The 23,867-nt window shown below is 38.9% G+C and carries 22 protein-coding genes and 1 tRNA gene; 8 read left to right on the forward strand and 15 right to left on the reverse strand.

The window, feature by feature from the left end; genetic code table 11:
* Nucleotides 1-107: 107 nt before the first annotated feature.
* The gene (locus tag ACFSQ3_RS01655; protein ID WP_380866930.1) at nucleotides 108-1,376 is read left to right on the forward strand and encodes a YeiH family protein; all 1,269 of its coding nucleotides are present in this window, start codon (nucleotides 108-110) and stop codon (nucleotides 1,374-1,376) included.
* A gap of 6 nt (nucleotides 1,377-1,382) precedes the next feature.
* Here ACFSQ3_RS01655 and ACFSQ3_RS01660 read toward each other — a convergent pair whose 3' ends face one another.
* The 3 genes from ACFSQ3_RS01660 to ACFSQ3_RS01670 all read right to left on the reverse strand — a co-directional run bounded on the left by ACFSQ3_RS01660 (nucleotide 1,383) and on the right by ACFSQ3_RS01670 (nucleotide 4,915).
* Nucleotides 1,383-2,006 carry a hypothetical protein gene (locus ACFSQ3_RS01660; RefSeq protein WP_380866931.1) on the reverse strand — a complete coding sequence of 208 codons (624 nt, stop codon included), beginning with the start codon at nucleotides 2,004-2,006 and terminating at the stop codon, nucleotides 1,383-1,385.
* A 173-nt stretch (nucleotides 2,007-2,179) separates the two neighbouring features.
* The gene (locus ACFSQ3_RS01665) at nucleotides 2,180-3,850 is read right to left on the reverse strand and encodes a protein-disulfide reductase DsbD family protein (RefSeq protein WP_380866933.1); all 1,671 of its coding nucleotides are present in this window, start codon (nucleotides 3,848-3,850) and stop codon (nucleotides 2,180-2,182) included.
* 6 nt (nucleotides 3,851-3,856) lie between these two features.
* On the reverse strand, nucleotides 3,857-4,915 hold the full coding sequence (locus ACFSQ3_RS01670; protein WP_380866934.1) for a PLP-dependent cysteine synthase family protein: 1,059 nt from the start codon (nucleotides 4,913-4,915) through the stop codon (nucleotides 3,857-3,859).
* A 405-nt stretch (nucleotides 4,916-5,320) separates the two neighbouring features.
* Here ACFSQ3_RS01670 and ACFSQ3_RS01675 point away from each other — a divergent pair, with 405 nt between their 5' ends.
* Together ACFSQ3_RS01675 and ACFSQ3_RS01680 are read left to right on the forward strand one after the other, a co-directional pair.
* On the forward strand, nucleotides 5,321-5,770 hold the full coding sequence (locus ACFSQ3_RS01675; RefSeq protein ID WP_380866935.1) for a protein-disulfide reductase DsbD domain-containing protein: 450 nt from the start codon (nucleotides 5,321-5,323) through the stop codon (nucleotides 5,768-5,770).
* A gap of 154 nt (nucleotides 5,771-5,924) precedes the next feature.
* Complete coding sequence (locus ACFSQ3_RS01680; RefSeq protein ID WP_380866937.1) at nucleotides 5,925-6,383, forward strand: Lrp/AsnC family transcriptional regulator; 459 nt, start codon at nucleotides 5,925-5,927, stop codon at nucleotides 6,381-6,383.
* A gap of 834 nt (nucleotides 6,384-7,217) precedes the next feature.
* Here the strand turns inward: ACFSQ3_RS01680 and ACFSQ3_RS01685 are convergent.
* The 6 genes from ACFSQ3_RS01685 to ACFSQ3_RS01710 all read right to left on the reverse strand — a co-directional run bounded on the left by ACFSQ3_RS01685 (nucleotide 7,218) and on the right by ACFSQ3_RS01710 (nucleotide 12,855).
* Nucleotides 7,218-7,790, reverse strand: coding sequence for a hypothetical protein (locus tag ACFSQ3_RS01685; RefSeq protein ID WP_380866938.1), 573 nt, complete (start codon nucleotides 7,788-7,790; stop codon nucleotides 7,218-7,220).
* A gap of 291 nt (nucleotides 7,791-8,081) precedes the next feature.
* Nucleotides 8,082-8,519, reverse strand: a complete 438-nt coding sequence (locus tag ACFSQ3_RS01690; protein ID WP_380866939.1) for a DUF1801 domain-containing protein — start codon at nucleotides 8,517-8,519, stop codon at nucleotides 8,082-8,084.
* 168 nt (nucleotides 8,520-8,687) lie between these two features.
* The gene (locus ACFSQ3_RS01695; RefSeq protein ID WP_380866941.1) at nucleotides 8,688-9,746 is read right to left on the reverse strand and encodes a hypothetical protein; all 1,059 of its coding nucleotides are present in this window, start codon (nucleotides 9,744-9,746) and stop codon (nucleotides 8,688-8,690) included.
* A gap of 805 nt (nucleotides 9,747-10,551) precedes the next feature.
* Complete coding sequence (locus ACFSQ3_RS01700; protein WP_380866943.1) at nucleotides 10,552-10,986, reverse strand: hypothetical protein; 435 nt, start codon at nucleotides 10,984-10,986, stop codon at nucleotides 10,552-10,554.
* Nucleotides 10,970-11,980 (reverse strand): serine hydrolase domain-containing protein, encoded by a 1,011-nt coding sequence (locus tag ACFSQ3_RS01705; RefSeq protein ID WP_380866944.1) that lies wholly within the window; start codon nucleotides 11,978-11,980, stop codon nucleotides 10,970-10,972. The genes ACFSQ3_RS01700 and ACFSQ3_RS01705 overlap by 17 nt, the downstream gene beginning before the upstream one ends.
* A gap of 95 nt (nucleotides 11,981-12,075) precedes the next feature.
* Nucleotides 12,076-12,855: an enhanced serine sensitivity protein SseB C-terminal domain-containing protein gene (locus tag ACFSQ3_RS01710; protein WP_380866946.1), complete on the reverse strand. Its 780-nt coding sequence runs from the start codon at nucleotides 12,853-12,855 to the stop codon at nucleotides 12,076-12,078.
* A gap of 429 nt (nucleotides 12,856-13,284) precedes the next feature.
* On the opposite strand from ACFSQ3_RS01710, the gene ACFSQ3_RS01715 reads away from it, so the two are divergent.
* Nucleotides 13,285-15,327, forward strand: coding sequence for a S41 family peptidase (locus ACFSQ3_RS01715; protein ID WP_380866947.1), 2,043 nt, complete (start codon nucleotides 13,285-13,287; stop codon nucleotides 15,325-15,327).
* A gap of 17 nt (nucleotides 15,328-15,344) precedes the next feature.
* Entirely contained in the window at nucleotides 15,345-15,617 is a 273-nt protein-coding gene (locus ACFSQ3_RS01720; protein ID WP_380866949.1) for a DUF3781 domain-containing protein, read from the forward strand.
* Between the two features lie 117 nt (nucleotides 15,618-15,734).
* Here the strand turns inward: ACFSQ3_RS01720 and ACFSQ3_RS01725 are convergent, their stop codons facing one another.
* From ACFSQ3_RS01725 to ACFSQ3_RS01740, 4 genes are all read right to left on the reverse strand, one after another.
* Entirely contained in the window at nucleotides 15,735-16,229 is a 495-nt protein-coding gene (locus ACFSQ3_RS01725) for a polyketide cyclase (RefSeq protein ID WP_380866951.1), read from the reverse strand.
* Nucleotides 16,226-16,885, reverse strand: a complete 660-nt coding sequence (locus ACFSQ3_RS01730) for a DUF2931 family protein (RefSeq protein ID WP_380866952.1) — start codon at nucleotides 16,883-16,885, stop codon at nucleotides 16,226-16,228. Before ACFSQ3_RS01730 ends, ACFSQ3_RS01725 begins: the two co-directional genes overlap by 4 nt.
* Before the next feature lie 343 nt (nucleotides 16,886-17,228).
* A complete protein-coding gene (locus tag ACFSQ3_RS01735; RefSeq protein ID WP_380866954.1) occupies nucleotides 17,229-17,648 on the reverse strand; it encodes a hypothetical protein in 420 nt (139 codons plus the stop codon).
* 125 nt (nucleotides 17,649-17,773) lie between these two features.
* Complete coding sequence (locus tag ACFSQ3_RS01740) at nucleotides 17,774-18,817, reverse strand: MBL fold metallo-hydrolase (protein ID WP_380866955.1); 1,044 nt, start codon at nucleotides 18,815-18,817, stop codon at nucleotides 17,774-17,776.
* Between the two features lie 264 nt (nucleotides 18,818-19,081).
* On the opposite strand from ACFSQ3_RS01740, the gene ACFSQ3_RS01745 reads away from it, so the two are divergent.
* The 3 genes from ACFSQ3_RS01745 to rplS all read left to right on the forward strand — a co-directional run bounded on the left by ACFSQ3_RS01745 (nucleotide 19,082) and on the right by rplS (nucleotide 20,460).
* Entirely contained in the window at nucleotides 19,082-19,444 is a 363-nt protein-coding gene (locus ACFSQ3_RS01745) for a MerR family transcriptional regulator (RefSeq protein WP_380866956.1), read from the forward strand.
* A 390-nt stretch (nucleotides 19,445-19,834) separates the two neighbouring features.
* A tRNA-Pro gene (locus ACFSQ3_RS01750) sits at nucleotides 19,835-19,908 on the forward strand.
* Between the two features lie 204 nt (nucleotides 19,909-20,112).
* Nucleotides 20,113-20,460 carry a 50S ribosomal protein L19 gene (rplS, locus tag ACFSQ3_RS01755; protein ID WP_380866958.1) on the forward strand — a complete coding sequence of 116 codons (348 nt, stop codon included), beginning with the start codon at nucleotides 20,113-20,115 and terminating at the stop codon, nucleotides 20,458-20,460.
* 112 nt (nucleotides 20,461-20,572) lie between these two features.
* Here the strand turns inward: rplS and ACFSQ3_RS01760 are convergent, their stop codons facing one another.
* Together ACFSQ3_RS01760 and gyrB are read right to left on the reverse strand one after the other, a co-directional pair.
* Entirely contained in the window at nucleotides 20,573-21,652 is a 1,080-nt protein-coding gene (locus ACFSQ3_RS01760) for a Gfo/Idh/MocA family protein (protein WP_380866960.1), read from the reverse strand.
* Between the two features lie 116 nt (nucleotides 21,653-21,768).
* A complete protein-coding gene (gene gyrB, locus ACFSQ3_RS01765) occupies nucleotides 21,769-23,724 on the reverse strand; it encodes a DNA topoisomerase (ATP-hydrolyzing) subunit B (RefSeq protein ID WP_380866962.1) in 1,956 nt (651 codons plus the stop codon).
* Nucleotides 23,725-23,867: the final 143 nt, after the last annotated feature.

The raw sequence follows: 23,867 nt of genomic DNA on the forward strand, positions 1-23,867 counted from the left end.
AAACCATCAATATTTTCGCGGGACAAACTTAATAATATTTTAATAATCATTTCGTGATTGCTATCTTGCCAACTTGTCGAAAACTCGTTTTTGAAACCTTAAATAACATGCAAGAAAAACTAGCCACACCCAAATCCAAACTCCAAGCAACAGAAGATTGGACAGTCGTTATATTAGGATTCATGGTCATCGGATTGTTCGTTGCTGGACTCGAAATCAACATTCCTTCTTACAAATGGAGCCAATGGTCAGAAATTGGAAAGGTCGTGTCACCTCAGAGTCTGTTCGGCATTTTGCAACAGTTTGTTTTGGTGTACGCATTGATCCTTTTCGGCAATCTTATTATGAGGAAACCGATAAAAGGAGTTATAAAAACATTCCCTATTGTATTTCTTCTTACTGTATTTGCGTTGATCGTCGCGGGCAATGCATTTATGAAAGAAATGGGGTTGGAAGCAGTTATTTTCAGCTTATTGATTGGTTTGTTTGTGGGTAACGTTTTCACGTTACCAAAATGGTTAAAAGATGCGCTGAGTGCCGAATTGTATGTAAAAATCGGATTGGTTCTGCTAGGAACAAGCGTAATTTTTTCCGACATTTTAGAAGCTGGAACGCTGGGCTTAGTGCAATCACTTATTGTGGTGCTTTCCGTGTGGTATTTCGCCTTTTGGCTCTGTAAAAAACTAAAAGTAGATGATGAACTGACGATGATGATTTCTAGCGCGGTTTCCATCTGTGGCGTATCTGCCGCAATCGCAACTTCCGGAGCGATTAAAGGCGACCAAAAGAAGTTATCGTATGTCGTTTCGATGGTTTTGATTACCGCGATTCCAATGATGTTGGGTATGCCCTATCTAGCTAAAATGATGGGTTTATCGCAAGAAGTAACGGGCGCTTGGTTAGGTGGAAGTATTGATACTTCGGGAGCGGTTGTCGCATCAGGAAGCTTAGTAGGCGACCGCGCATTAGAAATCAGCACGATCGTCAAGTTTTCGCAGAATGTATTGCTTGGTGTTGCTGCTTTAGCCATTTCGATTTATTGGACCTATAAGGGCGCCCCAAGTGGCAGTAGCGTGGAAAAACCAAGCATGAAGATTATTTGGGAGCGATTCCCGAAATTCGTTTTAGGATTTATAGCTGCATCTTTGTTGTTCTCCTTTTACCTCACTCCAGAAACAGTCACGAATGTGAAAGGTAGTATTAAAGAAATGCAAACAGTATGGTTCGCATTGGCTTTTACCAGCATCGGTTTGGAAACCAATTTTAAGGATTTAATTGGGAACAATAATTTAAAACCGTTCATGGCATTTCTGACGGCGCAATTTTTCAATATCATTATCACGCTGCTGATCGCTATGTGGTTATTCAATAATTAGCTTTTCTTAGCGATGCACATCTAATTTATTGTTTTTCATCGTATCCTTCATCACTTCGTGAACGCGCTTTTCGTAGTCGGGCGATGTTTGGGTATCCAATGCATAAAGCGATAATCTGGGATAAATGCTTTGGTATTTTGCTGAATCTTTGTTGATATCGAAACCTTCAATGGTCGGCCGAGGAACTAATTTAGAAACTTCGTTACCAATCAATGCGGTAGCGACCAAGCCGGTGCCCAACAAAAGCCTCGCTCCCAAGGGATCGGGATCTTCAGGTTGACTTGGATCATAGAACATGCTTTTAGGTGTGCCGTCGTTATTAAACGGACTATCAACCATCGTATCAAATCCTGCTTGCGCGATTTGTCCAAAAACTTTTATCGTTTTAGTTCTATCAAATTTGATTTTTAACGATTTGATAGTTTGCGGTTGCAACGAAACTAAACTCTTTTTAGTAAGAACAACTACTCGAGTAGAATCGACGGTCTGCAACAAACCTTTCACGTTACCACCATCAGTTTTCAACAACACGTTGTATAGCGATATTTCTCGCTTAAATTCTTTCATTTTCTGCGCCTGCGCAGAAAGCGTGAACAGAAACGAAATCAGTAAGAAAAGAAAATATCTCATAATAAATAAAGTTATTCAATTTCCTTGAAACTAAATACAGCGATTACTTTGATTCAATGATATTAAAAAAACCAACTGTGAAAACATTTTAGGCGGGGCAACTCGCCTTTTTTTGTGCACAAAAAAACTCCCCATTCGGGGAGTTCTGATGAATTAAACAATAAAATTTTTGTTTATTTGCCTGATTCATAAGCAGCAATACCATCCGTTAAGAATTTCAGGTATTCGTCTACGTTGTAGTTTGCTCCCGTTGGTGGGATTAGTACCTCTCCATCTGAATTAACGATGACATAAAGCGGTTGCGAATTACTGTTGAATGTAGAAGCTTGAAAGTCGCTATTCTTCTTGCCGATTGTGTTGATATTCTTACCGGAGTAAGTCGACTTATACATTTCATCAGCAGCTAATTCCGTTCGATCATCTACGAAAAGTTCGACCATAATATATTGTTCTCTCAATACAGAAGCTACTTTTGGATCAGTCCAAACGTTAGCTTCCATTTTACGGCAGTTCACACAGTTCCAGCCAGTGAAATCAATGAGAACTGGTTTTCCGGCAGCCTTTGCAGCTTGCAAACCTTCCTCGTAATCGTAGTACGGCTCGAATCCTTTTGGCGTACCGCGCTCGTGGAAAATTTCGTAATACTTCTTCTTAGTTGCCGACGGATCGGAAACTACAGCATGACCATTTCCACCAGACGACAGATCAAAATCTTGCGTTGCCGACGGCGGAAGAAAAGCAGAAATCGACTTCAATGGCGCTCCCCACATCCCTGGAATCATGTAAACCACGAAAGAAAATACAATGATTGCTAAGATCGTACGCGGAACAGAAAGATGTTGCAAGGGACTATCGTGCGAGAATTTGATTTTTCCAATCAAATACAATCCGGTCATTCCGAAAATCACAATCCACAGCGCCAAGAAAATTTCCCTATCCAACCAATTCCAGTGGTAGGCTAAATCGACATTCGACAAAAATTTTAGCGCCAGCGCCAACTCCAAAAAGCCTAAAACTACTTTCACGCTGTTTAACCAACCGCCCGATTTCGGCAGGGTTTTCAGCATGGATGGAAACATCGCAAATAGAATAAATGGAATGGCTAAGGCTATCGAAAATCCTAACATTCCAATCGCCGGACCTAAGCGTTCTCCCTTTGAAGCAGCTTCTACAAGCAATGTTCCGATGATGGGTCCGGTGCAAGAAAAGGAAACGAGCGACAAGCTAAATGCCATAAAGAACAATCCTAGCAAGCCACCTTTATCCGATTTTGCATCGATCTTATTAACAAATGCACTTGGCAATGTGAGTTCGAATGCGCCGAAAAATGATGCAGCAAAAACAACTAAAATCAGGAAGAATACAAAATTGAAAATACCATTCGTTGATAATGCATTCAATGCATCCGAACCAAATGTTATCGTTATGAGCATCCCCAATGCTACGTAAATCGCAATAATGAATAAACCGTAAAGCAGTGCTTGCGATATCCCCTGACTACGCGAAGCGCTTTTCTTGGTAAAATAACTAACGGTAAGCGGAACCATTGGAAAGATGCATGGCATAATGAACGCAGCAAATCCACCCAATAATCCGGCAATAAAAATGGTCCAAAGCGAGCGGCTTTCTTGCTTGGCCTCAGCTTGTTGGACATCATCTACAACCGCAGCACTATCCACGCGCGCTACGGCGTCGCTCTCTTCAAAAATAACTTCATCGCCATCAGCGTCTGCATCAGAAAATTCCAATCCGTCCAAAGAAATCAAGGTATCCGCTTCTTGCGAAAAGCCATTAATCGGTGCAAAGCTCCAAAAGGTTAATAATAGATATAGTATAAATCGCATAATTAGTTAGAATAAATTTTTGTCCAAACGACTGATTGGATGAAACCCTGTGAAATCCATTTCGGTAGAAATATAACCTTCTTTCACCGGCTCCGTTTTAACCAAATCAGTGCTCAAGTATTTTTTATTATCATCGCTTAACAGCGTAACTACCGTCGCATCATCACCTAACTGTTCTTTCAACTTGATCGCACCAATAACATTCGCGCCAGAAGATATACCAACCGCCAAACCTAATTGGGCAGCCAGTTTTTGTGCCATAATGATGGAATCACCATCCGAAGCCTGAATCACTTCATCCAACTGATCTAATTGCACGATTGCCGGAATAAACTCATCGGAAATACCTTGAATACGATGCGAACCGACCTTATATCCGGTGGTTAATGTCGGACTTTCCGCTGGTTCTAACGGATGAATTTTTACGTTCGGGTTTATTTTTTTCAAGTAATTACCTACGCCCATAACCGTTCCGCCCGTTCCTACGCCGGCGACAAATGCATCTGGCACTTTACCGATGGTTTTCAATTGTTCGATCATTTCGGGGCCGGTAGTACGCTCGTGCGCCTCCGCATTGTAGTTGTTTTCGAACTGCTTCGGCAGAAACACATTTCCTTGCTCGGCTAATTCTTGGCTCAACTTGATACTGCCCAAAAAACCGCCTTCTTCCCGACTGATTAATTGAATATCCGCGCCCATACTTTTAATGATATCAATGCGCTCTTTACTCAACCAATTCGGCATAATAATCTTCACTTGATGTCCCAAAGCCTTCCCGATTGCCGAAAAGGCAATGCCTGTATTTCCGCTGGTTGCTTCTACAATGACATCATCAGGTTGAATCGTTCCCATGGTGTACGCTTTGTACATAATGTACAGCGCCATGCGATCCTTGATACTGCCTGTCAAGTTGTAGTTTTCACACTTCACGTATATCTGCGATTTCTTTCCGCGATAAACGTATTGTAACTCCAACATGGGCGTGTTGCCAACCAAACACCAAAGATGTCTGACCTTTTCCTCCAATGTTTGCGAGGTTACCGGGGCGTGATCTAATAATTCCATTATGTTCGTGCTTAGTTTGTGTTGTTATCAAATTGATATTTCAAAAGATTGGTCAAATACTTTTTATTTCTGACAAGCTCATAACCAATTATTTATATCCACCAATCGACCGTACAAAATTACTAAGGAGAAACACAGAAGCTAGATAACTAGCCAACTTCGAGATAAAAAATCGTAGCGATCGCATTTCCAGCACCAAAACCGAAATATTTATTGAAATAATTATTAATACAGATATTATTTTCGATTTAATTAGTATTCATTGTAAATATTATGATCTGTTCGAATATTTGTAGGGATAATTCATTATCGATTTGAACGTTTAAAGCTTCGCTTGACTTGCGGGATGTCTTTAACCTTCTTAATCAAAATCGAAAATGGAGTTAAAAAAACTAATCAAAATAAATGAAAAACATTGTCTTACTTATTTCCGCGCTGTGCATGACAGTATGTAGTGCAAAAGCACAAATTTATGATCCAGTAAAATGGTCTGTAGCAGCAAAGAAAATCAACAAAACGGAAGCCGTTATTTTTGTAAAAGCAACCATTCAGAGCGGTTGGCATATTTACGGATTGAATGTACCGAACGGCGGACCGGTGTCTACTTCGTTCAATTTTTTGGCAGACAAAACCTATGCTTTGAACGGCAAAGTAGCGGCTCCAACTCCGGCAAAAAAGTTTGAGAAAGATTTCAATATGGATATTCCGTTTTATGCTAACGAAGTTGTTTTCCAGCAGAAAATAAAACTTTCGGGATCATCAGCAACTGTAAAAGGCGAAGTATCCTTTATGGCTTGCGATAAAAATCAATGCTTACCTCCGGACGATTATCAATTCAGCATCGTCGTTAAGTAATCGCTTTCTGAAAATTGAAGTTAATAAGTGTGTTATAGTTTTAATTATGTGAGTGGCTGTCTTTCCCGACAGTCACTTTACTTCGACCAACAACTTTTCGCACAAGCGTTTAGCAAAAAAACTCAACTGATCAAAGAATTTAATATTTTTGGCCATGAATCTCGACGAAACTGACCTAAAACTACTTCGATTATTGCAAGTTGATGCGACAATCAGCAACAAAGAGCTTGCTCATCGTTTGCATAAATCTATCGCTGCTATTCACGAACGCGTAAAAAAGCTAAAAGCGAAAGGTTATATTAAAAAAGTGGTTGCTATTTTAGATCGTCAGAAGATTGGCATGGGACTGATTTCCTTCTCGCAGGTTTTCCTGAAAGCTCATACCGCCGAAGTATTGAATCAATTTGAGCACGATGTAGCAAAATTTCCGGAAGTAATGGAATGCTATCAGATGGCTGGATCCTATGATTTTATGCTCCGTATTGCAACCAAAGACATGGAAGCGTATCACGAATTTTTACGTCATAAGCTGGCCGTTCTTCCGCAAGTAAATACCGTGCAAACCTATTTCGTATTGTCTGAAACGAAGAGCGAAACCCTGTATCCAATTTAATTTTGGAAGTTATCAGTATCGGTCAGCGTTTCGAATCCCTTTTGGCTTATTGAAAACGCGTTTAGTAACATATTGTCAAGTTTCTCCAACAGGCACCTTTTCAACATCAAAGGGAACTTCTTTTATAGATTCATTACTTTCAACCATAAGTTCAACAGCAATTTGGCCGCGCTCTGCATCGCTCATTTATTGTTCGCGTCGCATTACTTTATAAGAAATCTCAGCCTTCTGACATCGATTTTTGTGCATAAATGATGTGACACTTCGAAAAACCTCACTTCTTATGAACCTCGCTTTCCCGATTTTTATAGCGAAAATCTAGCAATGCCTTTCTTGTCTTGGCTTAATTAACAACGGCAAATTACGAATCAGCATCTTTTCGCTGAATGATCTACGAAACCAAACTGGCATTCTTTTTCGAATCATTTACTTTACCCAGTCTGAAATTGAGATTTCTTTTGAGTAAGGCTAAAAATCTTTTAACACGCCGCTGATATAGATCGTTTTAAATATCCTATTCTCATCAATCATCTATCCCGCTGACACATTCGTTCAGTTATACTGTGTTTTGAAAAGTTCCTTCCTAAAAACCTTTAGATGTAACATTTTGCGTGTCGCCGTTGATGAGATAATACATAACGTTGGACTTATTTTCAGGAACCAAACATATATTCCAAAAATCAGTAACTTCTATTGCATGGCTGAGTTTAACTTTTTCCTGAGAATAGCCACAACAATGTTGAAAAGGACTTTTATCAAAAATCAATATTCGCTGATGACTACTGGAAGGAATAGATCTTTCATCATCGTCATGTAGCTTGATAAAAGACGTTACTAACTTATTCCATTTGGTGGGATAACAATAGACGATACCACCGGAGCAATTTCCATTTCGGAGCGCTTTACCAGCTTATCTATTATCAAAGAATGATTATTTTCCAAGAATAAAAACACATTTTGCACCGCAGCGTGCGTTGTATCTATAAAATTTCTCACAATTTGATATGTTTTATCAAGGTCGACGTGATTGACTCCTTCCGACGAAAGTGGGACAAAGACAGTAGCTTTGTCTTTTGAAAGTTCAATCTCAGAAACCGAGGCTTGCCTTACAATTTCGAATACGCCCGCTGATGTATAGTCGATCTGAATTGGGTATACGACCATGCTGAATTTGTTTACAACCGTATCCTCGTCGGTCGGATTGCTATCGAAAATTTCCATCTGTCCATTGTTACTTAACAATTCGATGTGAAATTTATAATGTTCCTTAAGATTTTCGGCGATATGTGCGGCAACGGTTTCATTATCCAACTTACTTAGTAAGCTTTCCTGATCATTTAATTTTTCAAACTCCAAATCCAGTCGGAGCAAAAAATCTTCGGTCAATTTTTCTTCTATTATATTCATGTGCTGATGTGCTAAATTCTGTACGTATTGTTTAATCTATTCTATTTAACACCTAATTGCCTAAAATAGTTGCGCTCAAACAATAAAATCTTTTGCACCTGATCTGCGCTATTTTTATCAATTCACATCAACAAATCTTTACGACGTATGGCTAAGCTCTAAAAGGCAACGGTTAGCCTATCTGGAAAAGCTCATTCGCTAATAATTAAGGAAAGCTGTATACCTATTTGAAAAAAATTGAGAACATGGCTTATTTGCTCACTAACAAAATTGTGTCCACAAACCTATAAGCTACATTAATCGACATGAACATTCGTGATGTTCGTTAATATAAGCTATCGTTTCAAAGCACAATTCTTTTAAGATCGACAAATCGATATCGCTTAATTTCTTTACATAAATACATGCTTTGCTGATTTTAAACTTACCCAGATCTTCGAGCAGCAATTTACTTTTTTCCGTGTTGGAATACACATAGAACGTAAGCGCATTTTTTCTTGGAGAAAAACTGATTACAGGTGCATTTCCCTCGTGTCCACTTTCGTATTTGTAATGATAATTACCAAAACCAATAATGCTCGGCCCCCACATTTTAGCTTCTTCCCCTGTCCATTCCTCAAATAAATCAACAAGCTGAAAAGCATCAGACTTCTTAGCTTCATTCTTCACATAACTATTGATGAAGTCGGTTACGTGTTGTTCGGTGTATATTGTTTTGGCTTTTGACATCGAATTTTAAACATTCATTTGTTTCAAAGATATGATTTGCTAGTAAATATATCTTTTAATTAGCTATTATTTAATTGTCTGATGGAAAACGATATACATAAAATAAAAAACCGAATAAGCGTACGCTTATTCGGTTTTGATTTATCGAAATTCGGTCGAAACTTGTCATTATTTTCCAGAAGTATTCCCCAAGTATTTTTCGAAAGCTTCTATTACTTGTGCTTTTTTCGATTCATCTGCAATGAAATCATAAATAGGAATTAAAGAACCGTTATCATTCCCGAAATCAACCAACGTGACATCAGACTCATCTAAAGCATCCCAGCCCGAAAATTTCACCGGTTGCCCTTTGTAATTCGTAATATCAATCATCCAACAGTTCGGCGAATGATCCAGATTGTCGACCACCTGTACAAAAAGGTTTTCTTTCAGCGGTGCACGTCTAGAAGGTTCACTAGCCCAAACGGTTGTCCAAGCCTGGAAAAATCTAGATTTGTTATAGTATATCCAATCAACCGCAGCTCTTTCCATATCGTCAGCATATCGATAAAGATAATCAATGCGACGACCAATCACAATCCATTGCAAAACGTGAGTACCATAATGGGCTATTATTTGGTCTGCAGATTTTGAGTTTACATCTTGAATAAACTCCTCCGACAAGAATTGTTCTAACTCGTTTTGTGAACTGGCTACGGGGTAGTTGAAAAACGAACGGCCCGTTGTCATTACGTCAGAAAATCCTAGAAAACGGTAATCAGCATCCTTGAATGTCGTATCGTTCGTAAAAGGCGTTTCAAAAACACCACGAAATAAGTTTTTGTGATTAATGACTTTGTCCACATCGACCCCTGTAGTTCTGCTCATTTGACGAATGCAATCTTCTATTGTGCCAGACATATGTAATTCAGAACCAGAAGAACTACTCCGGAAAAACGAAACTCTGCCCTCGCGTTCCTCTTCCAATTTCACCACATCAAACACCTTCTTTCGAATCGCGGTTGGATGCGCATATTTACCAGTTGCATCGTAACCATATCCCAACATAAGATATGGATCTTCTGTCCAAAAATTTTCTGAATGCATGGAAGAAAAATTGGACAAATCAACACCAGTTTTATATTTGTCTTCTTCTTTTGGAAGCACTTCGGTTTCTAAGTTTTCACTTTTAGAACACCCAAAAAGCGTCAATGCAACCATTAAGGACGAGAGTAATTTTTTAAACATCTTATTTAATTAGCCAGCGATTTTAAACGTTCAAAGATATGACATATTCCCCTGATATGTGAATTTTAATTACGTTGATTAGGTTATATTTTCTATAGGCATCCCGAATCAGATTTTAGAGACACAAATCTCATCCCATGTCCCCAAAAACACAATCATCGTTTGGAAAAAGGGTTCGTATCTTTAGTAAAATATTCGCTTAAGTCTTCATCGTCGTCGATCTTGAAAATGTCAACAAATTCGTCTGAAAAGTAAACCAACGAGACAAAACTATGGTGCAATATCGCGGTTACAAAACGATAATTTTGGAAAACTTATGTTATACAGAACTCGTTTATGAAAGAATCAATAAAAAGCTAAACTTTCGAAAGTTAAGATCGAAGAACTGATGATAAAGGTCGTGAAAGAAACGGATGAAAGCGCTTTCATAAAAAAAGGGAAAAACATCTACATAACGAACGATAATAGAGGGATATGTTTGACCGCCGTCGATTTTGAATAAGTCAACAAATTCGTCGGGCTTAAGATAATCTGATCTGTTGAGATGAACAAAGGTATTTTATCGTCAGAGTAATTAAGAAAACTCACTTAAAAATACTTTTCCAATGTATATTTCCTGCTCGCGCATGCTACTTGCGACAATAGCGACAATAGTAAGTAAATCATCTATAAGCAAACAATCGTAAAATTCTGAACAATGTCTTAGGTCGTTCCATTTCTTGAAAATATCAAACACATCAATATAGATAATTTGAGGAAACTAAAAACGTCACTACGCATAATACATTTAAAGCGATCAATGTATTTACGTTTCAATCTTTCCTAATTGGATAGCGATAAACTTAGGCAAATAATTTGGTGTACAATTTTTTGCTACTATTTCATCCCGATAAAGGCCGGTGTTTTCTCCAAGCGCAATGCATCTAGCACGATACTTCTCTTCAAAAACACCAATCTGCGCAGCCGTGAAATTCATTGCCCACTGTACCTCAGAAACCTCTTTAATTATACGTTCTTCGATTTTTGAAAGTAATTCTTCCGTGTTTAATGGCGGTTTTTGTCCCACCCAACGAAGACGAGCCTGATAATACCAAAAAATTCGCCGCTGTAGTGATGAGAAGCTATTTTCCCAAGATAACATAAGTGATATCGTTTGTTTATATTTTGATAGCTGATTGGCCATCAACCAATCTATCAATTGCAACTTTTCGTGTTCGGGATGCTTACTTAATACCTTCATCTATCTGTAGATTTGGAAGAATTCGTTCTAACAAGATTTTAAACGGTTGTTTGCCGCGCCAACTTCCGTAATTACTACCTGTGAATACAACGGATAGATTATAGTCAGGAATAATCATCATATACTGCCCGCCATTGCCCGAGGCAAACAAAACTTCTGTATCAATTTTATCGTGAATCAATCGCTCTTTGTACCAATAGAAACCATATCGAGCGCTTTGGTAAGTTGCATTTGACATCCTTGAATAACGACAAAAAGAATAATCAATTGGAATATTGCAAGCAGTAGATTGATGAATCCAATTCGAACTAATTACTTGTTGATCTTCCCACAAGCCATTATACCTAACCAAAGATGCTATTTTCATCATATCGATGGGCCGCATAAAGAATGAGCCAGCAGTCATGCCTTGACCTTTAGGCGAAACTGTCCAACGATAATTTGAAATCTCCAAAGGATCAAACAAGTATTGTTTTGCAAATTCCATAACTGACAATCCACTAGCTCGACTTATTACCTCGCCCAGTAACATCGGATCGATGGAATTGTACGACCAATTTAATCCAGATTTTCCGATCATTTCGACATCTAAACAAAATGCTATCCAATCATCTGATTCCCACATAGCATCTTCGCATTCCGGACCTAAACCATAGAATTCTTCACAGTTTAATCCAGATCGCATTTCAAGCAAATCACGCACGGAAATATCTCGCTTATTTTGATTTCTAATATTGGGAAAAAACTTACCCAATCGATCTTCCAATTGTATAATACCTTGATCGATAGCGATTCCAGCCAACAGGCTTGTAATCGATTTAAAAGATGATCTAGTATCATGCAAACTATCTGCTAAATAACCATTGAAATACTCTTCCAAAAGAATAGAATCACCTTGTTGTACAATTATTGCGTCAATGTTAACGAGTGGATTGCTTACAATTGCATTTTTAAAATTGATTCTGAGGTTGATCAGATCATTCTCTTGAGCCACACCTGTTTTGCAAAGACTAAATACAATAGTTAAAATAAGAGCTGTAGATATCAGATTTATAAAACCGACTCTTATTCTATTTTTCCAAAATCCAATCATCGCTTGTAAAAAGGTTCTGTATCGTTAGTAAAATATCCACTTAAACCCTCACCTCCGTCGATTTTGAAAAAGTCAACAAACTCGTCGGGCTTAAGATAATCCGACGCGATAGCTTCCGATTCTTGGCTCAAAGATTTCCAATCGCCATCCGCATACAGTCCAAAAATATAATGCGGAGGTTGTCCGCTTGCTGGATCAAAAATCCACCCTAAATAAGCTGCTTTTACGTTAGGACGAGTCGCGAAAAAATATTTTAATCCATCAATAAGCTTTGTTGGATAAACAGCGGGCTGACCAATTTGCACCTGCGTTTCCTTTTCGATAGTAATATGTTCACCTTTTCGCTTATTAATGGTGCCATCTAACATTTGTTGAATTTCATTAGGCAGAAGCTCTTTTCCATAATCGGAATAGGGATTTAAAAGAAACGTAGCTCCGACGGCTGTTTCAAACAAATTACGACCTTTCATCGCCATAAAATTAACTTGCTCCTTTATAACACCTTTATCGAAAATCCGATCTGTTGACGTGAACACCGGTATTTTACCGTCAGAATAGCTAACAAACCTCACCGTGGTAACCTTCTCTAGTGTATATTCGCCTTTTTGCAGATGTTCATCCGCAACTATAGTAACTAAATCATCTGTTAACAAGCGATCGTAAAATTCCGGTCGATACTTCGGATCGTTCGAAGCTTTTTCAAGCAACTCTTCGAGAGAAAGGGTTTCGGATCGGTTCGTATTATTCGATTTTTTAAGGAAGTTAAATAAGTCCATTTTTACCTAATTTATTTTAGCCGTGTGACCTTGTCGTTTGATCGATTTAGGTCAATAATGAATTATTTAAACAAATGACCCAGTTCTTAAATATAAGAAATTTACCCCCCCATATGCTTTTATAGTTTAGATTTTACTCCTCAAAACTGATGAACTTATTCTAATAATTTGGAACAGAATCCTTTAACTAAAGGGCTAATTATATTCCTCAATATGTTAAATTATTCTTAAACTTCAAGAAAAGTAAATGTTATTTCTCATTTTAGAAGTGGAAAATCAATTATCTAATTTTATGATCACAAGGCAGTTCATCATAGCAGCACTTCTACTCGCAATTCAATCCTTGAGCGCCCAAGAGTTAAATTTCGATTTTTTGAGAATCGAACGCTTGAACCCTGGTATTTAATTGGTAATAGCAAAGATCACCTCGTGCAACTTGATAGCTTAACTTCTTACGCGGGACGGCAATCTTTATTCATCACCAACGCGAAGTCAACTAAGAATTTTGGCGGAGCGATGTTGCATTTGCCCCATAACCTAAGCGGAGATAGCATAGAGCTGTCGGCGATGATTAAATTAAAAGATGTAGACTCGTCATCAAGTTTGGGCTTCATGCTCAGGATTGATCCCGGCGTATTTTTCGACAACCTGATGGAGCCCAAAATAAATGGCACACACGACTGGAGAGAGTTTAAAATCAAAGCAAAACTTAAACCAAACATCACATCCACGATTGCATTAGGAATATTCCTATCCGGACAAGGAAAAATATGGGCGGATAATGTAAAAGTGATGGTAGATGGTGAAGATATAACCACTTCTTCCGAACATTATATTCCTTTCGCAAAAGATTATTCAAGAATAGGAGCATCAGGTGTAAACGAAATTGATGCGACCAAGAAAACCGTCGATCGCTTGGCCGATTTAGGTCGAATTTGGGGTTTGCTGAAGTACCGTCATCCAACCGTTGCTTTGGGAGAAGAGAATTGGGATAATCAATTGTTTCAATCAATAAATCTGGTGGCTTCAGCCGACAACAAACATGAGATTGAACAGCACTACATGGAGGTTTTAGATCAACTTGGAATCTCAGAAGTACACAGTGCAAAGCCATTGAATTCAGATGCACAACAAACTGTGGATTATGAGTGGATAGACGACTTGCCTTACACGCCAATTCTTAAAAACAGATTGAAAGTTTATCAGCACACAACATTTGAACAACATCACTATATAGACATGTTTCCCGGAACTGGTGGGGCCAAAATAACAGGTGAATTTACCTACGAACATCTGAAAAATCCGGATGTTGGCTTTCGATTGCTGTCGTTATTTAGATACTGGAACATTATCCAGTACCTTTCTCCCTACCGAAGCATTACCGACACACTCTGGAACGACATTTTGTCTATTTACATACCCAAAATGATTCAGGCCGACGAGCAAATAGATTATTTATTCACCGCAACGGCTATGTTAGGCGAAATGAAGGATGCACACACCCAATTATGGAGCCAGCATGAAGCATTGAAACTAATTAGTGGTGATAGAAGTATTCCTGTCAGATTAAAATATGCCGAAGGAAAGCCGGTCGTCAAAGAAATATCTTTAGCACATATTGACAATTCGAAACTTCGCGTGGGCGATGTGATTATACGAAAGAACGGAAGATCGCCGGAATATATTTTAGATTCTCTGCGCCATCTTTTACCCACTCCAAATCAAGCCGTTATCGAGCGAGAACTATCAACTAAAATTGCTCGCAGTATTGATGAAATCGTGTATTTGGATATTGAAAGAAATGGAGAACAGATTCAATTAGAAGTCGAAGCTGTTGCAAGTAAAAACTTAAAATTCGAAAAAGACACCGTTGCTTTGAAAAGGTTGGTAGGCAATATTCTTTATATCAATCACGGTTATATCACACGGAAGGATATCGACGAAAGGGCAACGGAAATTAAATCTGCTAACGGACTTATTATTGATATTCGAAATTATCCACGTGATTTCGTAATCTTCGAATTAGCCGCGCTTCTGTTGCCACGACCAACTCCATTCGTAAAGTTTACCCACACTGGTTTAAAAAATATCGGCGATTTCCATTTCACAAAAACATTGGAAGTGGGCACGAACACCGAAGATTATTACAAGGGGAAAGTTGCAATATTGATCGATGAGAGCACACAAAGTTCGGCAGAATATCATAGCATGGCGTACCGAATGGCTCCTCATGCGAAAGTTTTTGGATCGCAAACTGCTGGAGCAGATGGAAATACTAGTGCATTCTATCTACCGGGTGGTTTATATACAACTATTTCAGGAATCGGCGTATTTTATCCTGACGGGAAAGAAACACAGCGCATCGGAATAGTTCCCGACGTGCTAGTAAAGCCAACAATACAAGGCATTCGCGACGGTCAAGACGAGGTGCTACAAAAAGCTTTGGAATATTTAGATTCGTCTGAAAAGTAAACCAACGAGACAAAACTATGATGCAATATCGCGGTTACAAAACGATAATTTTGGAAAACTTATGTTATACAGAACTCGTTTACGAAAGAATCAATAAAAAGCTAAAAACTCATCTTTCGAAAGCCGAAATTGAAAAATTAATCAGAGAAATAGTTAAAGAAACGGATGAAATCACTTTCATAAAAAAAGGGAAAAACATCCACATAACGAACCATAATAGAGGAATATGTTTGACTGTAAATTCGTTTACGAAAAAAATAATTACAGCGGTTAAAACGAAGAAAGGTTAATTATCATAAAACTTCAAACGCTTGTTTATTCCATGTATATTAGAGCAACTCAGAACATGGCAACTCGTTGTACACCATTTTTACTCTTCAAAAATTTCCTTTAAGCTTTTCAAACTCTCATCCATGTCCTTGGCAAAGTTTTTTTTCTGCGATGGGTATGATAATATTTATCGGATAATTCAGTATTCCCGAATTGATGAGTCGCACTTTTGTACAGCTATCAGAAAAAAATTCCGTCTCCATGACAAAGCTTGAGGTTACCTTCATTGGCTTTTCAAACCGTATCTCGGTCTCGATCCGTTTGTTATTTATAATGTCGACAATCTCCTTTGCTCCTTTTCCGCTTTTCTCACTTCCAGTCCAAGAATAAATATAGCCTTTCGTCCCATCATTACCTTCAGACAATTCTATTCTTTCCGAATCAGCCCTCACCCACTTATTGAACTTTTCTTGGTTTTTGAGAAACCTAAGAAAGTTGAAGACCTCATTTTGGGGCGCATTGATTATTATTTCCCGGCTTACATAATGATTTCTTCTCATGAAAATGCCGCTAACTAATATCAATGTAATCACACCTATTATTACCAACAAAATGACAACAATAACTTTCATTTCCGCAAATCATTAAAATAAATGGGAATGCTATCTTTAAACTGTGCGACTCCCGAAGTTTTCAGCACGTCGGTTTTTACGCTATCCGGAATTTCAGCAAAAATGTCCGACAGAAATTCTTCTTTGGAATTTATAGGCTTTTGATTCGACTGCATCTTGGTTGGAAACGGTTTCGGCTGGAGTTGAGTTCTATAAAACTCCTTTTCCCAATGATCATTCATCAGCCAGAAAACAATGTTTCCTCCGTTTGCGATTCCAACTTGAAACTCAAGTCCCATTTTTGGATTCCATGCGGAAAGGTTCTTCAAATCATTGTCCTTTTCCGCTCGTTTGAAAATTTCCAACATATTCTCTTGCGGCAATGCGATTGTATCGGCGTAATATTGCTTTGTTCGAAAATCGATGTATTCTACAAACAAGCTTTGTGGTAGAAATTCCGGACTATATGCATTGTCGTACGCACCCCTTCCCCAATCGGAATAAAAACCATTGACCATTTCTTCGGATTTATGAAAGCATGCGGAAGCAAGCTCGCCGTTTGGAAGGTTGAACCAAATCCCTTGAATGTTTATAGGAAATGCTTTCGGATTTGAAACGCTGGTAATATAATAATAGCGGTTCCAACCTTTATAATCGAGAATTCTGTATACAATCATCCCAGCGAGGATAATCGTTATTCCAATCAAAATCTTGTTAAGCAGGTTCAAATTTCTCATCTCCAACTGGCGCTACCTAACGCATTAATATACCAATAAATACAAGTTACAAGTACGAAAACAATAGAAACCACGATCGTTAGCCAAAAAGAAAACGTTTTGTAATGTTGCTTATAATAGATGGAATAAAACAAGCTCGCCAAGAAAACATAAACGAACAACAAATAGGTGTTATGAATACGCTGATTTTCCGTTATATGCCCTTGGTTGAGATACGCAAAGAAAAGTACGAAGTTCACAACGAGAAACAGTAGCGTTATGGGTTTTTGGTCTTTAACAGCTGTCATAGGCTTGCTTTGGAAAAGGAAAAATACGATTTGATTAGCAAAAACCAAAAAGGCAAATACGCTACCAAAACAAGCAACGAAGTTTTCAAGTCATCGCCTTCCTGTAGGTATACGGCTAAAGCCACAAAGCTGCTCAATAAAGCGGGGAGCAAGAAAAAAGATAGCGCAACCCTAGTTTTCGATTGTCTGAATCGCCTATTGAGATTTAGAAATATACTCAATGTGGAAAGCGAAAGGAAAAGCGTTATGAAAGCAGTTAACATTTCTGTAAATAATGGCATGTAGTAATTACGCACACGCTCTCCTTGAGGTTCGGCATTTTGCAAAACAAACACCAGCAGACTCGCTAGCAAGAATGTCGAGACGACGCTCAACAAGCTGACACGGACAAATAACTTAAAAAGCAGTTTTTTCATTGGCTTCTTTCAAATGTGATGTAGCGTTTGATTTGTTTCTGCTAGCTCGCAACGTGATGCAACCAAAAACTACGATCAAATTTAACACAAAATCCCAAAGCCGAAACTGCAAGTTGGATTAGATATTATTTCACTTCTAGCCACCAAGCTGAAAATTTCTGCTGATTGCTTTTCAATTGGACGGCTTCTCCGATCATGGGCGTTAGCAACGGAATATTGTACGATTGGTTTAACTCAATAATCTTAGCTAGAGGTTCATCCCAATCATGGCTTCCCAAAACAAACTTCGATGAATGAACGGGTAAAATTCGCTTCGCATTTAAATCTCGGGAAGCCTTCAACACATCTTCTGGCAGATGATGGATATATTTCCACGCTTCGTCATATTGTCCATTGTCCAAAATGGCGAGATCAAAACTACCGTATTTTTTGCCTATTTCTACATAGTGGCGATCATATCCACTGTCGCCACCGATGTAGATTTTCATAGTTGGTGTTTGCAGCACATACGATGCCCACAAGGTATTATTTGTCGAAAAACCTCTTCCGGAGAAATGTCGTGCAGTTTCTACAAATGCTACAAAACCGTTATCTAGCGCAATTTTATCACCCCAATCGCCTTCCAAAATATTATCTGAATTGTATCCCCAATGTTCGAAATGCGCTCCGACGCCCAAGCCGCAAATTACTTTTCGCGTTTTCTCCTTCAGCGCAATCAACGTTTCGTAGTCAACATGATCATAATGATCGTGAGAGATAAATAAATAATCGATATCCGGCAAATCGGCCACGGTATACACATCGGTTCCATCGAATGATTTTACGGTTCCCGGAATTGGCGAAGCATTTCCGCTAAAAACCGGGTCGACCAAAATTCTTTTACCATCAATTTGCATGAAGTACGAAGAATGCCCAAACCAAACCAGTATATCTTCGTCTGCTGCAAGATTCAGCAAATCCGTCTTTACAGATGGAATTTTACCACTTGGATATTTGCGAGGTTTCCTTTTGATGTAAGATTCATAAAGCACATCAAAGTAGTTATGGCCTTCGGCCAGCGTGGTCGTTTTGCTGATGTTTTGAAATTGACCATTTTTATAGTTCGGTGATTGCTTGATTCTTTCGAGCCGCGCTCCACTTGGACTTTTGCCAAATTTATCTTGCCGCATATACAAGAAGGTGGCGATTAGCAGAACGCCAATTATTATGATTGTAGTTATCATCGTTCGTTTTAATATGCTTAAAAATCTTTTGTTCATTATCTTTCTGTTTCTAGATGGAAAGAGGTTACTTATGAAGTCATTTTTGTGCGGCTTAACTTGACATTCTAACTCATCCAATTTCAAGATCACAAAACTAATAGCTAGTTTTGTAACCGACAAGTATAAAGTATGGTTTATGCTTTACATATTTTATCATCATTTTGTAAAACTATGTTAATAAACGAATTATCTAAACGATCTGGCGTATCTATTCCAACATTGCGTTACTATGAAAACTATGGTTTTTTTAAGGGCGTTTCTAACGAGAACGTTAAAACGAACAACTATAAGGACTACGACGAAAGCATTTTGGAGAAAATAGAAATGATTAAAGGTGCAAAAGAAGCTGGATTTACACTCTCCGAAATCAAACATTTGTTAGAAAGTTGGTTCAATAAACGTTTATCCATCGACAAAAAGATAGCCGTTGTGAACAATAAGATTGAGGAGATTGACGAAAAGATTCGTCAGCTAGAAAATGTCAGAAAATTGCTTTCGGATTGCATTGTGGATATTAAAAACGGGATTTGCTGATTGTGTTTGTTCTTAATCGTAAAAATCGCTGATAAATAGCTAACAATCCGGTAATATCTGCAAACCTATACCAGATTATGGAATTAATATCGCGAAGTCATCGGTCGGAGCACACTTTAATCTATAATTGATTGCCTGAGACCAAAAGTCTACCGCCCGCTTAAGATTTTTGACACGCCTTAAGATCGATATTGCAAGTTCCATACCCACATCGCCCGCGCAACGGCTCCCAATAGCAGAATATTTAACTTGATGACGACTGCTTTTAAAACGGATGCAAAATTTATTTATCAATAAATGAGCTATTTAGTACATTATTTCAAAATAGCTATTGACAGTAATTAAAATCGCCGTATATTTGTGCCACACAAACGGAGAAACATTCGTTTTCGGGGTGTAGCGTAGCCCGGTATCGCGCCACATTTGGGATGTGGAGGTCGTAGGTTCGAATCCTGCCACCCCGACAAAAAGCTCTAACAAAAGTTAGAGCTTTTTTCATTTATTAAGTTGATCATTAGAACTGAAACTGTGCCATAAGGCGTCAGCTTCCAAAGAATGCTATAACGATCTCATACATTTTTAAAATATATTTCAAAATGTAAGAAATAGTCCGTAATATTGCATTCCGATTTTCACAGGACAAAATCGTAATATAATTACTCGAAATCATGGATTTAGTAAAATTTGTAGAAGAACAAGCGGTAGCGAAAAATGAAATCCCCGCTTTCAAAGCCGGAGATACCATTAGCGTTCATTATAAAATCCGCGAAGGAAATAAAGAACGTGTTCAGGTATACCAAGGTGTGGTTATTCAGTTGAACAGCGAAGGTGCTAACGCTACTTTTACGGTACGTAAAATCTCTAACAGTGTAGGCGTAGAACGTATTTTCCCTATAAACTCACCAAACATCGAAAAAATTGTTGTAAACAGCTACGGTAAAGTACGCAGAGCTAAATTGTTCTACTTACGCGGACTTACTGGTAAAGCAGCTCGTATCAAATCTAGACGCGTATAATTATTATACCGTTAACCTGATGATACAGGTTTACTAATATGCGAATTACAGCAAAAGGCTGATTTCTACCGGAATCAGCCTTTTGCTCTTTGTTAAATTATTCGCTCCTATACTATTCTGCTAGGCGGACGATTTCACCGCTTTTTACTGAATCATCGCAAGCCAAGGCAATACGTAAGCTATTGAATGCATCTTGCATTTCTTTTGTCAGATCGATGTTTTCTCGAATGGCACGCAGAAAATATCGTTGTTCGCGATTACACAATTCTTGGTGATCTGGCTCATCTTGCAGATCAATATATTCATCTGGTTTTACGAATTTATTCTCCGCATCGATTTCAGCATGATGTACACGAAGCGATTCCGTTTTCGTATGCGCATCGATCGAGTCCGATTTCCCGGTAGCAGAGGCATCCTTCGCAACAATAGAAACACTGCCTTTTGGCCCAAACACATCTTTCACAAAGAAAGCCGTTTCGCTAATCATCGGCCCCCAACCTGCTTCATACCATCCAACACTACCGTCATCAAAGCGAATTTGTAACTGACCATAATTATAGTTATCCGGAGCAACATCTTCCGTCAAGCGTGCACCAATAGCAGAAACGTGTGTAGGTTTCGCGTTGGTCATTTGGCACATTACATCAATATAATGTACACCGCAATCCACAATCGGACTCAAGGTTTTCATTAAATTACGATGCACATCCCACATGTAACCCTGACTTTGTTGATTCAAATTCATGCGCATTACCAAAGGCGAACCCATATTGCGCGCGTAATCGATAAACTTTATCCAAGATGGATGATAACGGAGAATATAACCAATGACTAATTTCTTGTTCGCGTTTACCGCAGCTTCCATCACACGCTTCGCGCCTTCCACTGTATCTGCCATGGGCTTTTCCAAAAACACGTGCGCTCCCGCTTCAAACGCAGCTATTGCAAAAGGTTCGTGCGTATCTGGATAGGTCGAAATACAAACTGCATCTGGTTTCGTTTCTGCTAATGCCCAATAGTAATCGCCAAATAATGGATAATCTGCACCTAATTTTTCGTTCAGATCTTCTTTGCTTTTACCCTTTGAAACCAAGCCTACAATTTCAAATTCATCCATGTGGTGATATGCGTGCGCATGAGAGGCACCCATATTTCCGCAACCAACAACTAAAACTCGTAATTTAGTATTCATATCTATGTCTTGTTCAAAAATGTGACCAATTGGACAATAAAAAAGCTACTTTGTTAAAAATCACTCTTACGAAGACGCTTAACAAAGTAGCTTATGTGCTATTAATTTGAAAATACTTAAATATCTATTTTCGCGTATCGCGCATTCTTTTCGATAAATTCACGACGCGGAGCAACCTCATCCCCCATCAACATAGAAAATACGCGATCACATTCCGCAGCGTTCTCAATGGTTACTTGACGCAAAGTACGATGTTCCGGATTCATGGTTGTTTCCCACAATTGTTCTGCGTTCATCTCACCCAAACCTTTATAACGCTGCACGTGTACGCTATCTTCGCGACCTGCACCTTTCAAACGTTGAATAGCCGCGATCCGTTGCTCTTCGTTCCATGCATATTCGCCTTCCTTACCTTTTTTCACTAAATAAAGCGGTGGCGTTGCAATATAAATATATCCGCGTTCTACCAATTCGCGCATGTAGCGGAAGTAGAATGTCAAAATCAAAGTAGCGATGTGGCTTCCATCCACATCGGCATCCGTCATGATGATAATCTTGTGGTAACGCAATTTCGCCATGTTCAATGCTTTCGGATCTTCCTCCGTACCGATGCTCACACCTAGCGCCGTAAACATGTTTTTAATCTCTTCATTCTCGTAGATCTTATGCTCCATCGCTTTCTCTACGTTCAAGATCTTACCACGCAACGGCATGATCGCTTGGAACTGACGGTCGCGGCCTTGCTTAGCCGTTCCACCCGCCGAATCCCCCTCGACGAAGAAGATTTCACAAAGCGCTGGATCATTGCTAGCACAATCTGCTAGCTTACCTGGAAGTCCGGAACCGCTCATTACGGTTTTGCGTTGTACCAGTTCGCGTGCTTTACGCGCCGCAGCACGTGCTTGCGCTGCAATCACCACTTTCTGTACGATGGCACGAGCTTCTTTTGGATTTTCCTCCAAGTATGTACTTAAGATTTCGCCTACAGCAACATCAACTGCACCCATTACCTCGGAGTTACCCAATTTCGTTTTTGTTTGTCCCTCAAACTGAGGTTCAGCAACCTTTACAGAAATTACAGCAGATAATCCCTCACGGAAATCGTCACCTGTAATATCTACTTTTAGATTTTTAAGCAAACCAGATTCATCCGCGTATTTCTTCAACGTACGAGTAAGCCCACGGCGAAAACCTGCCACGTGTGAACCACCTTCTACCGTATTGATATTATTCACATACGAGTGTACGTTTTCAGAAAATGTATCGTTGTATTGCAAGGCCAATTCCACCGGAATACCTTGTTTAATTCCTTCTACATGGATTGGTTCAGGAATTAATGGTTGGCGCGTGCCATCCAAGAATTTCACGAACTCACTCAAACCGCCTTCCGAAAGGAAAACATCCTGACGGAAACCGCCATCTACATTTTCACGCTCGTCGACTAAAGATAATTCGATGCCCTTATTCAAGAATGACAATTCACGAAGACGATTCGCTAACGTATCGTAATTGTAAATCGTCGTCATGGTGAAGATTTCCGGATCCGGATGGAACGTGACGATCGTACCGGTTTCGTCACTCTCTCCGATTTCTTTCACATCAAATTGCGGCTTACCTTGCTTATATTCTTGCACGAACACTTTCCCCTCGCGACGCACTTCCGCACGTAATAAGGTAGATAATGCGTTCACACAGGAAACACCCACACCGTGCAAACCACCAGAAACTTTGTAGGTATCTTTATCGAATTTACCACCGGCATGTAGAACGGTCATAACCAATTCCAATGCAGATTTATTTTCTTTTTTATTAATTCCTGTCGGAATACCACGTCCGTTATCACGAACGGAGATGGAATTATCTTCATGAATAGTGACCAAGATATTGGTACAAAATCCGGCAACAGCCTCATCAATGGAGTTATCCACGACTTCGTATACCAAATGGTGCAAACCTTTAACTCCGGTATCACCAATATACATGGACGGACGCTTACGCACCGCTTCCAAACCTTCCAATACCTGGATGTTATCCGCGGAATACGTAGATACATTTTTATTTTCTTCGCTCATGAAATTTACTTAAAGATTTCTTTAAATTATCTATCAAAAATACAGAAAAACCCCCATAGTGACAAGGTAAAAATACAGCCTCGAATTAGTGATTTACCATTTTTTATGTTAGGTTTGCTTGTTGAATTGAAAATTTGAACTTA

Source organism: Sphingobacterium corticis (assembly GCF_042684745.1).
Taxonomy (GTDB): Bacteria; Bacteroidota; Bacteroidia; order Sphingobacteriales; family Sphingobacteriaceae; genus Sphingobacterium; species Sphingobacterium corticis.

Bases quoted from the DNA above. Each gene is read 5' to 3' on its own strand.
- ACFSQ3_RS01655 (WP_380866930.1), top strand. From the start codon at position 108: ATGCAAGAAAAACTAGCCACACCCAAATCCAAACTCCAAGCAACAGAA.
- ACFSQ3_RS01660 (WP_380866931.1), bottom strand. From the start codon at position 2,006: ATGAGATATTTTCTTTTCTTACTGATTTCGTTTCTGTTCACGCTTTCT.
- ACFSQ3_RS01665 (WP_380866933.1), bottom strand. From the start codon at position 3,850: ATGCGATTTATACTATATCTATTATTAACCTTTTGGAGCTTTGCACCG.
- ACFSQ3_RS01670 (WP_380866934.1), bottom strand. From the start codon at position 4,915: ATGGAATTATTAGATCACGCCCCGGTAACCTCGCAAACATTGGAGGAA.
- ACFSQ3_RS01675 (WP_380866935.1), top strand. From the start codon at position 5,321: ATGAAAAACATTGTCTTACTTATTTCCGCGCTGTGCATGACAGTATGT.
- ACFSQ3_RS01680 (WP_380866937.1), top strand. From the start codon at position 5,925: ATGAATCTCGACGAAACTGACCTAAAACTACTTCGATTATTGCAAGTT.
- ACFSQ3_RS01685 (WP_380866938.1), bottom strand. From the start codon at position 7,790: ATGAATATAATAGAAGAAAAATTGACCGAAGATTTTTTGCTCCGACTG.
- ACFSQ3_RS01690 (WP_380866939.1), bottom strand. From the start codon at position 8,519: ATGTCAAAAGCCAAAACAATATACACCGAACAACACGTAACCGACTTC.
- ACFSQ3_RS01695 (WP_380866941.1), bottom strand. From the start codon at position 9,746: ATGTTTAAAAAATTACTCTCGTCCTTAATGGTTGCATTGACGCTTTTT.
- ACFSQ3_RS01700 (WP_380866943.1), bottom strand. From the start codon at position 10,986: ATGAAGGTATTAAGTAAGCATCCCGAACACGAAAAGTTGCAATTGATA.
- ACFSQ3_RS01710 (WP_380866946.1), bottom strand. From the start codon at position 12,855: ATGGACTTATTTAACTTCCTTAAAAAATCGAATAATACGAACCGATCC.
- ACFSQ3_RS01720 (WP_380866949.1), top strand. From the start codon at position 15,345: ATGATGCAATATCGCGGTTACAAAACGATAATTTTGGAAAACTTATGT.
- ACFSQ3_RS01725 (WP_380866951.1), bottom strand. From the start codon at position 16,229: ATGAAAGTTATTGTTGTCATTTTGTTGGTAATAATAGGTGTGATTACA.
- ACFSQ3_RS01730 (WP_380866952.1), bottom strand. From the start codon at position 16,885: ATGATTGTATACAGAATTCTCGATTATAAAGGTTGGAACCGCTATTAT.
- ACFSQ3_RS01735 (WP_380866954.1), bottom strand. From the start codon at position 17,648: ATGAAAAAACTGCTTTTTAAGTTATTTGTCCGTGTCAGCTTGTTGAGC.
- ACFSQ3_RS01740 (WP_380866955.1), bottom strand. From the start codon at position 18,817: ATGCGGCAAGATAAATTTGGCAAAAGTCCAAGTGGAGCGCGGCTCGAA.
- ACFSQ3_RS01745 (WP_380866956.1), top strand. From the start codon at position 19,082: ATGTTAATAAACGAATTATCTAAACGATCTGGCGTATCTATTCCAACA.
- rplS (WP_380866958.1), top strand. From the start codon at position 20,113: ATGGATTTAGTAAAATTTGTAGAAGAACAAGCGGTAGCGAAAAATGAA.
- ACFSQ3_RS01760 (WP_380866960.1), bottom strand. From the start codon at position 21,652: ATGAATACTAAATTACGAGTTTTAGTTGTTGGTTGCGGAAATATGGGT.
- gyrB (WP_380866962.1), bottom strand. From the start codon at position 23,724: ATGAGCGAAGAAAATAAAAATGTATCTACGTATTCCGCGGATAACATC.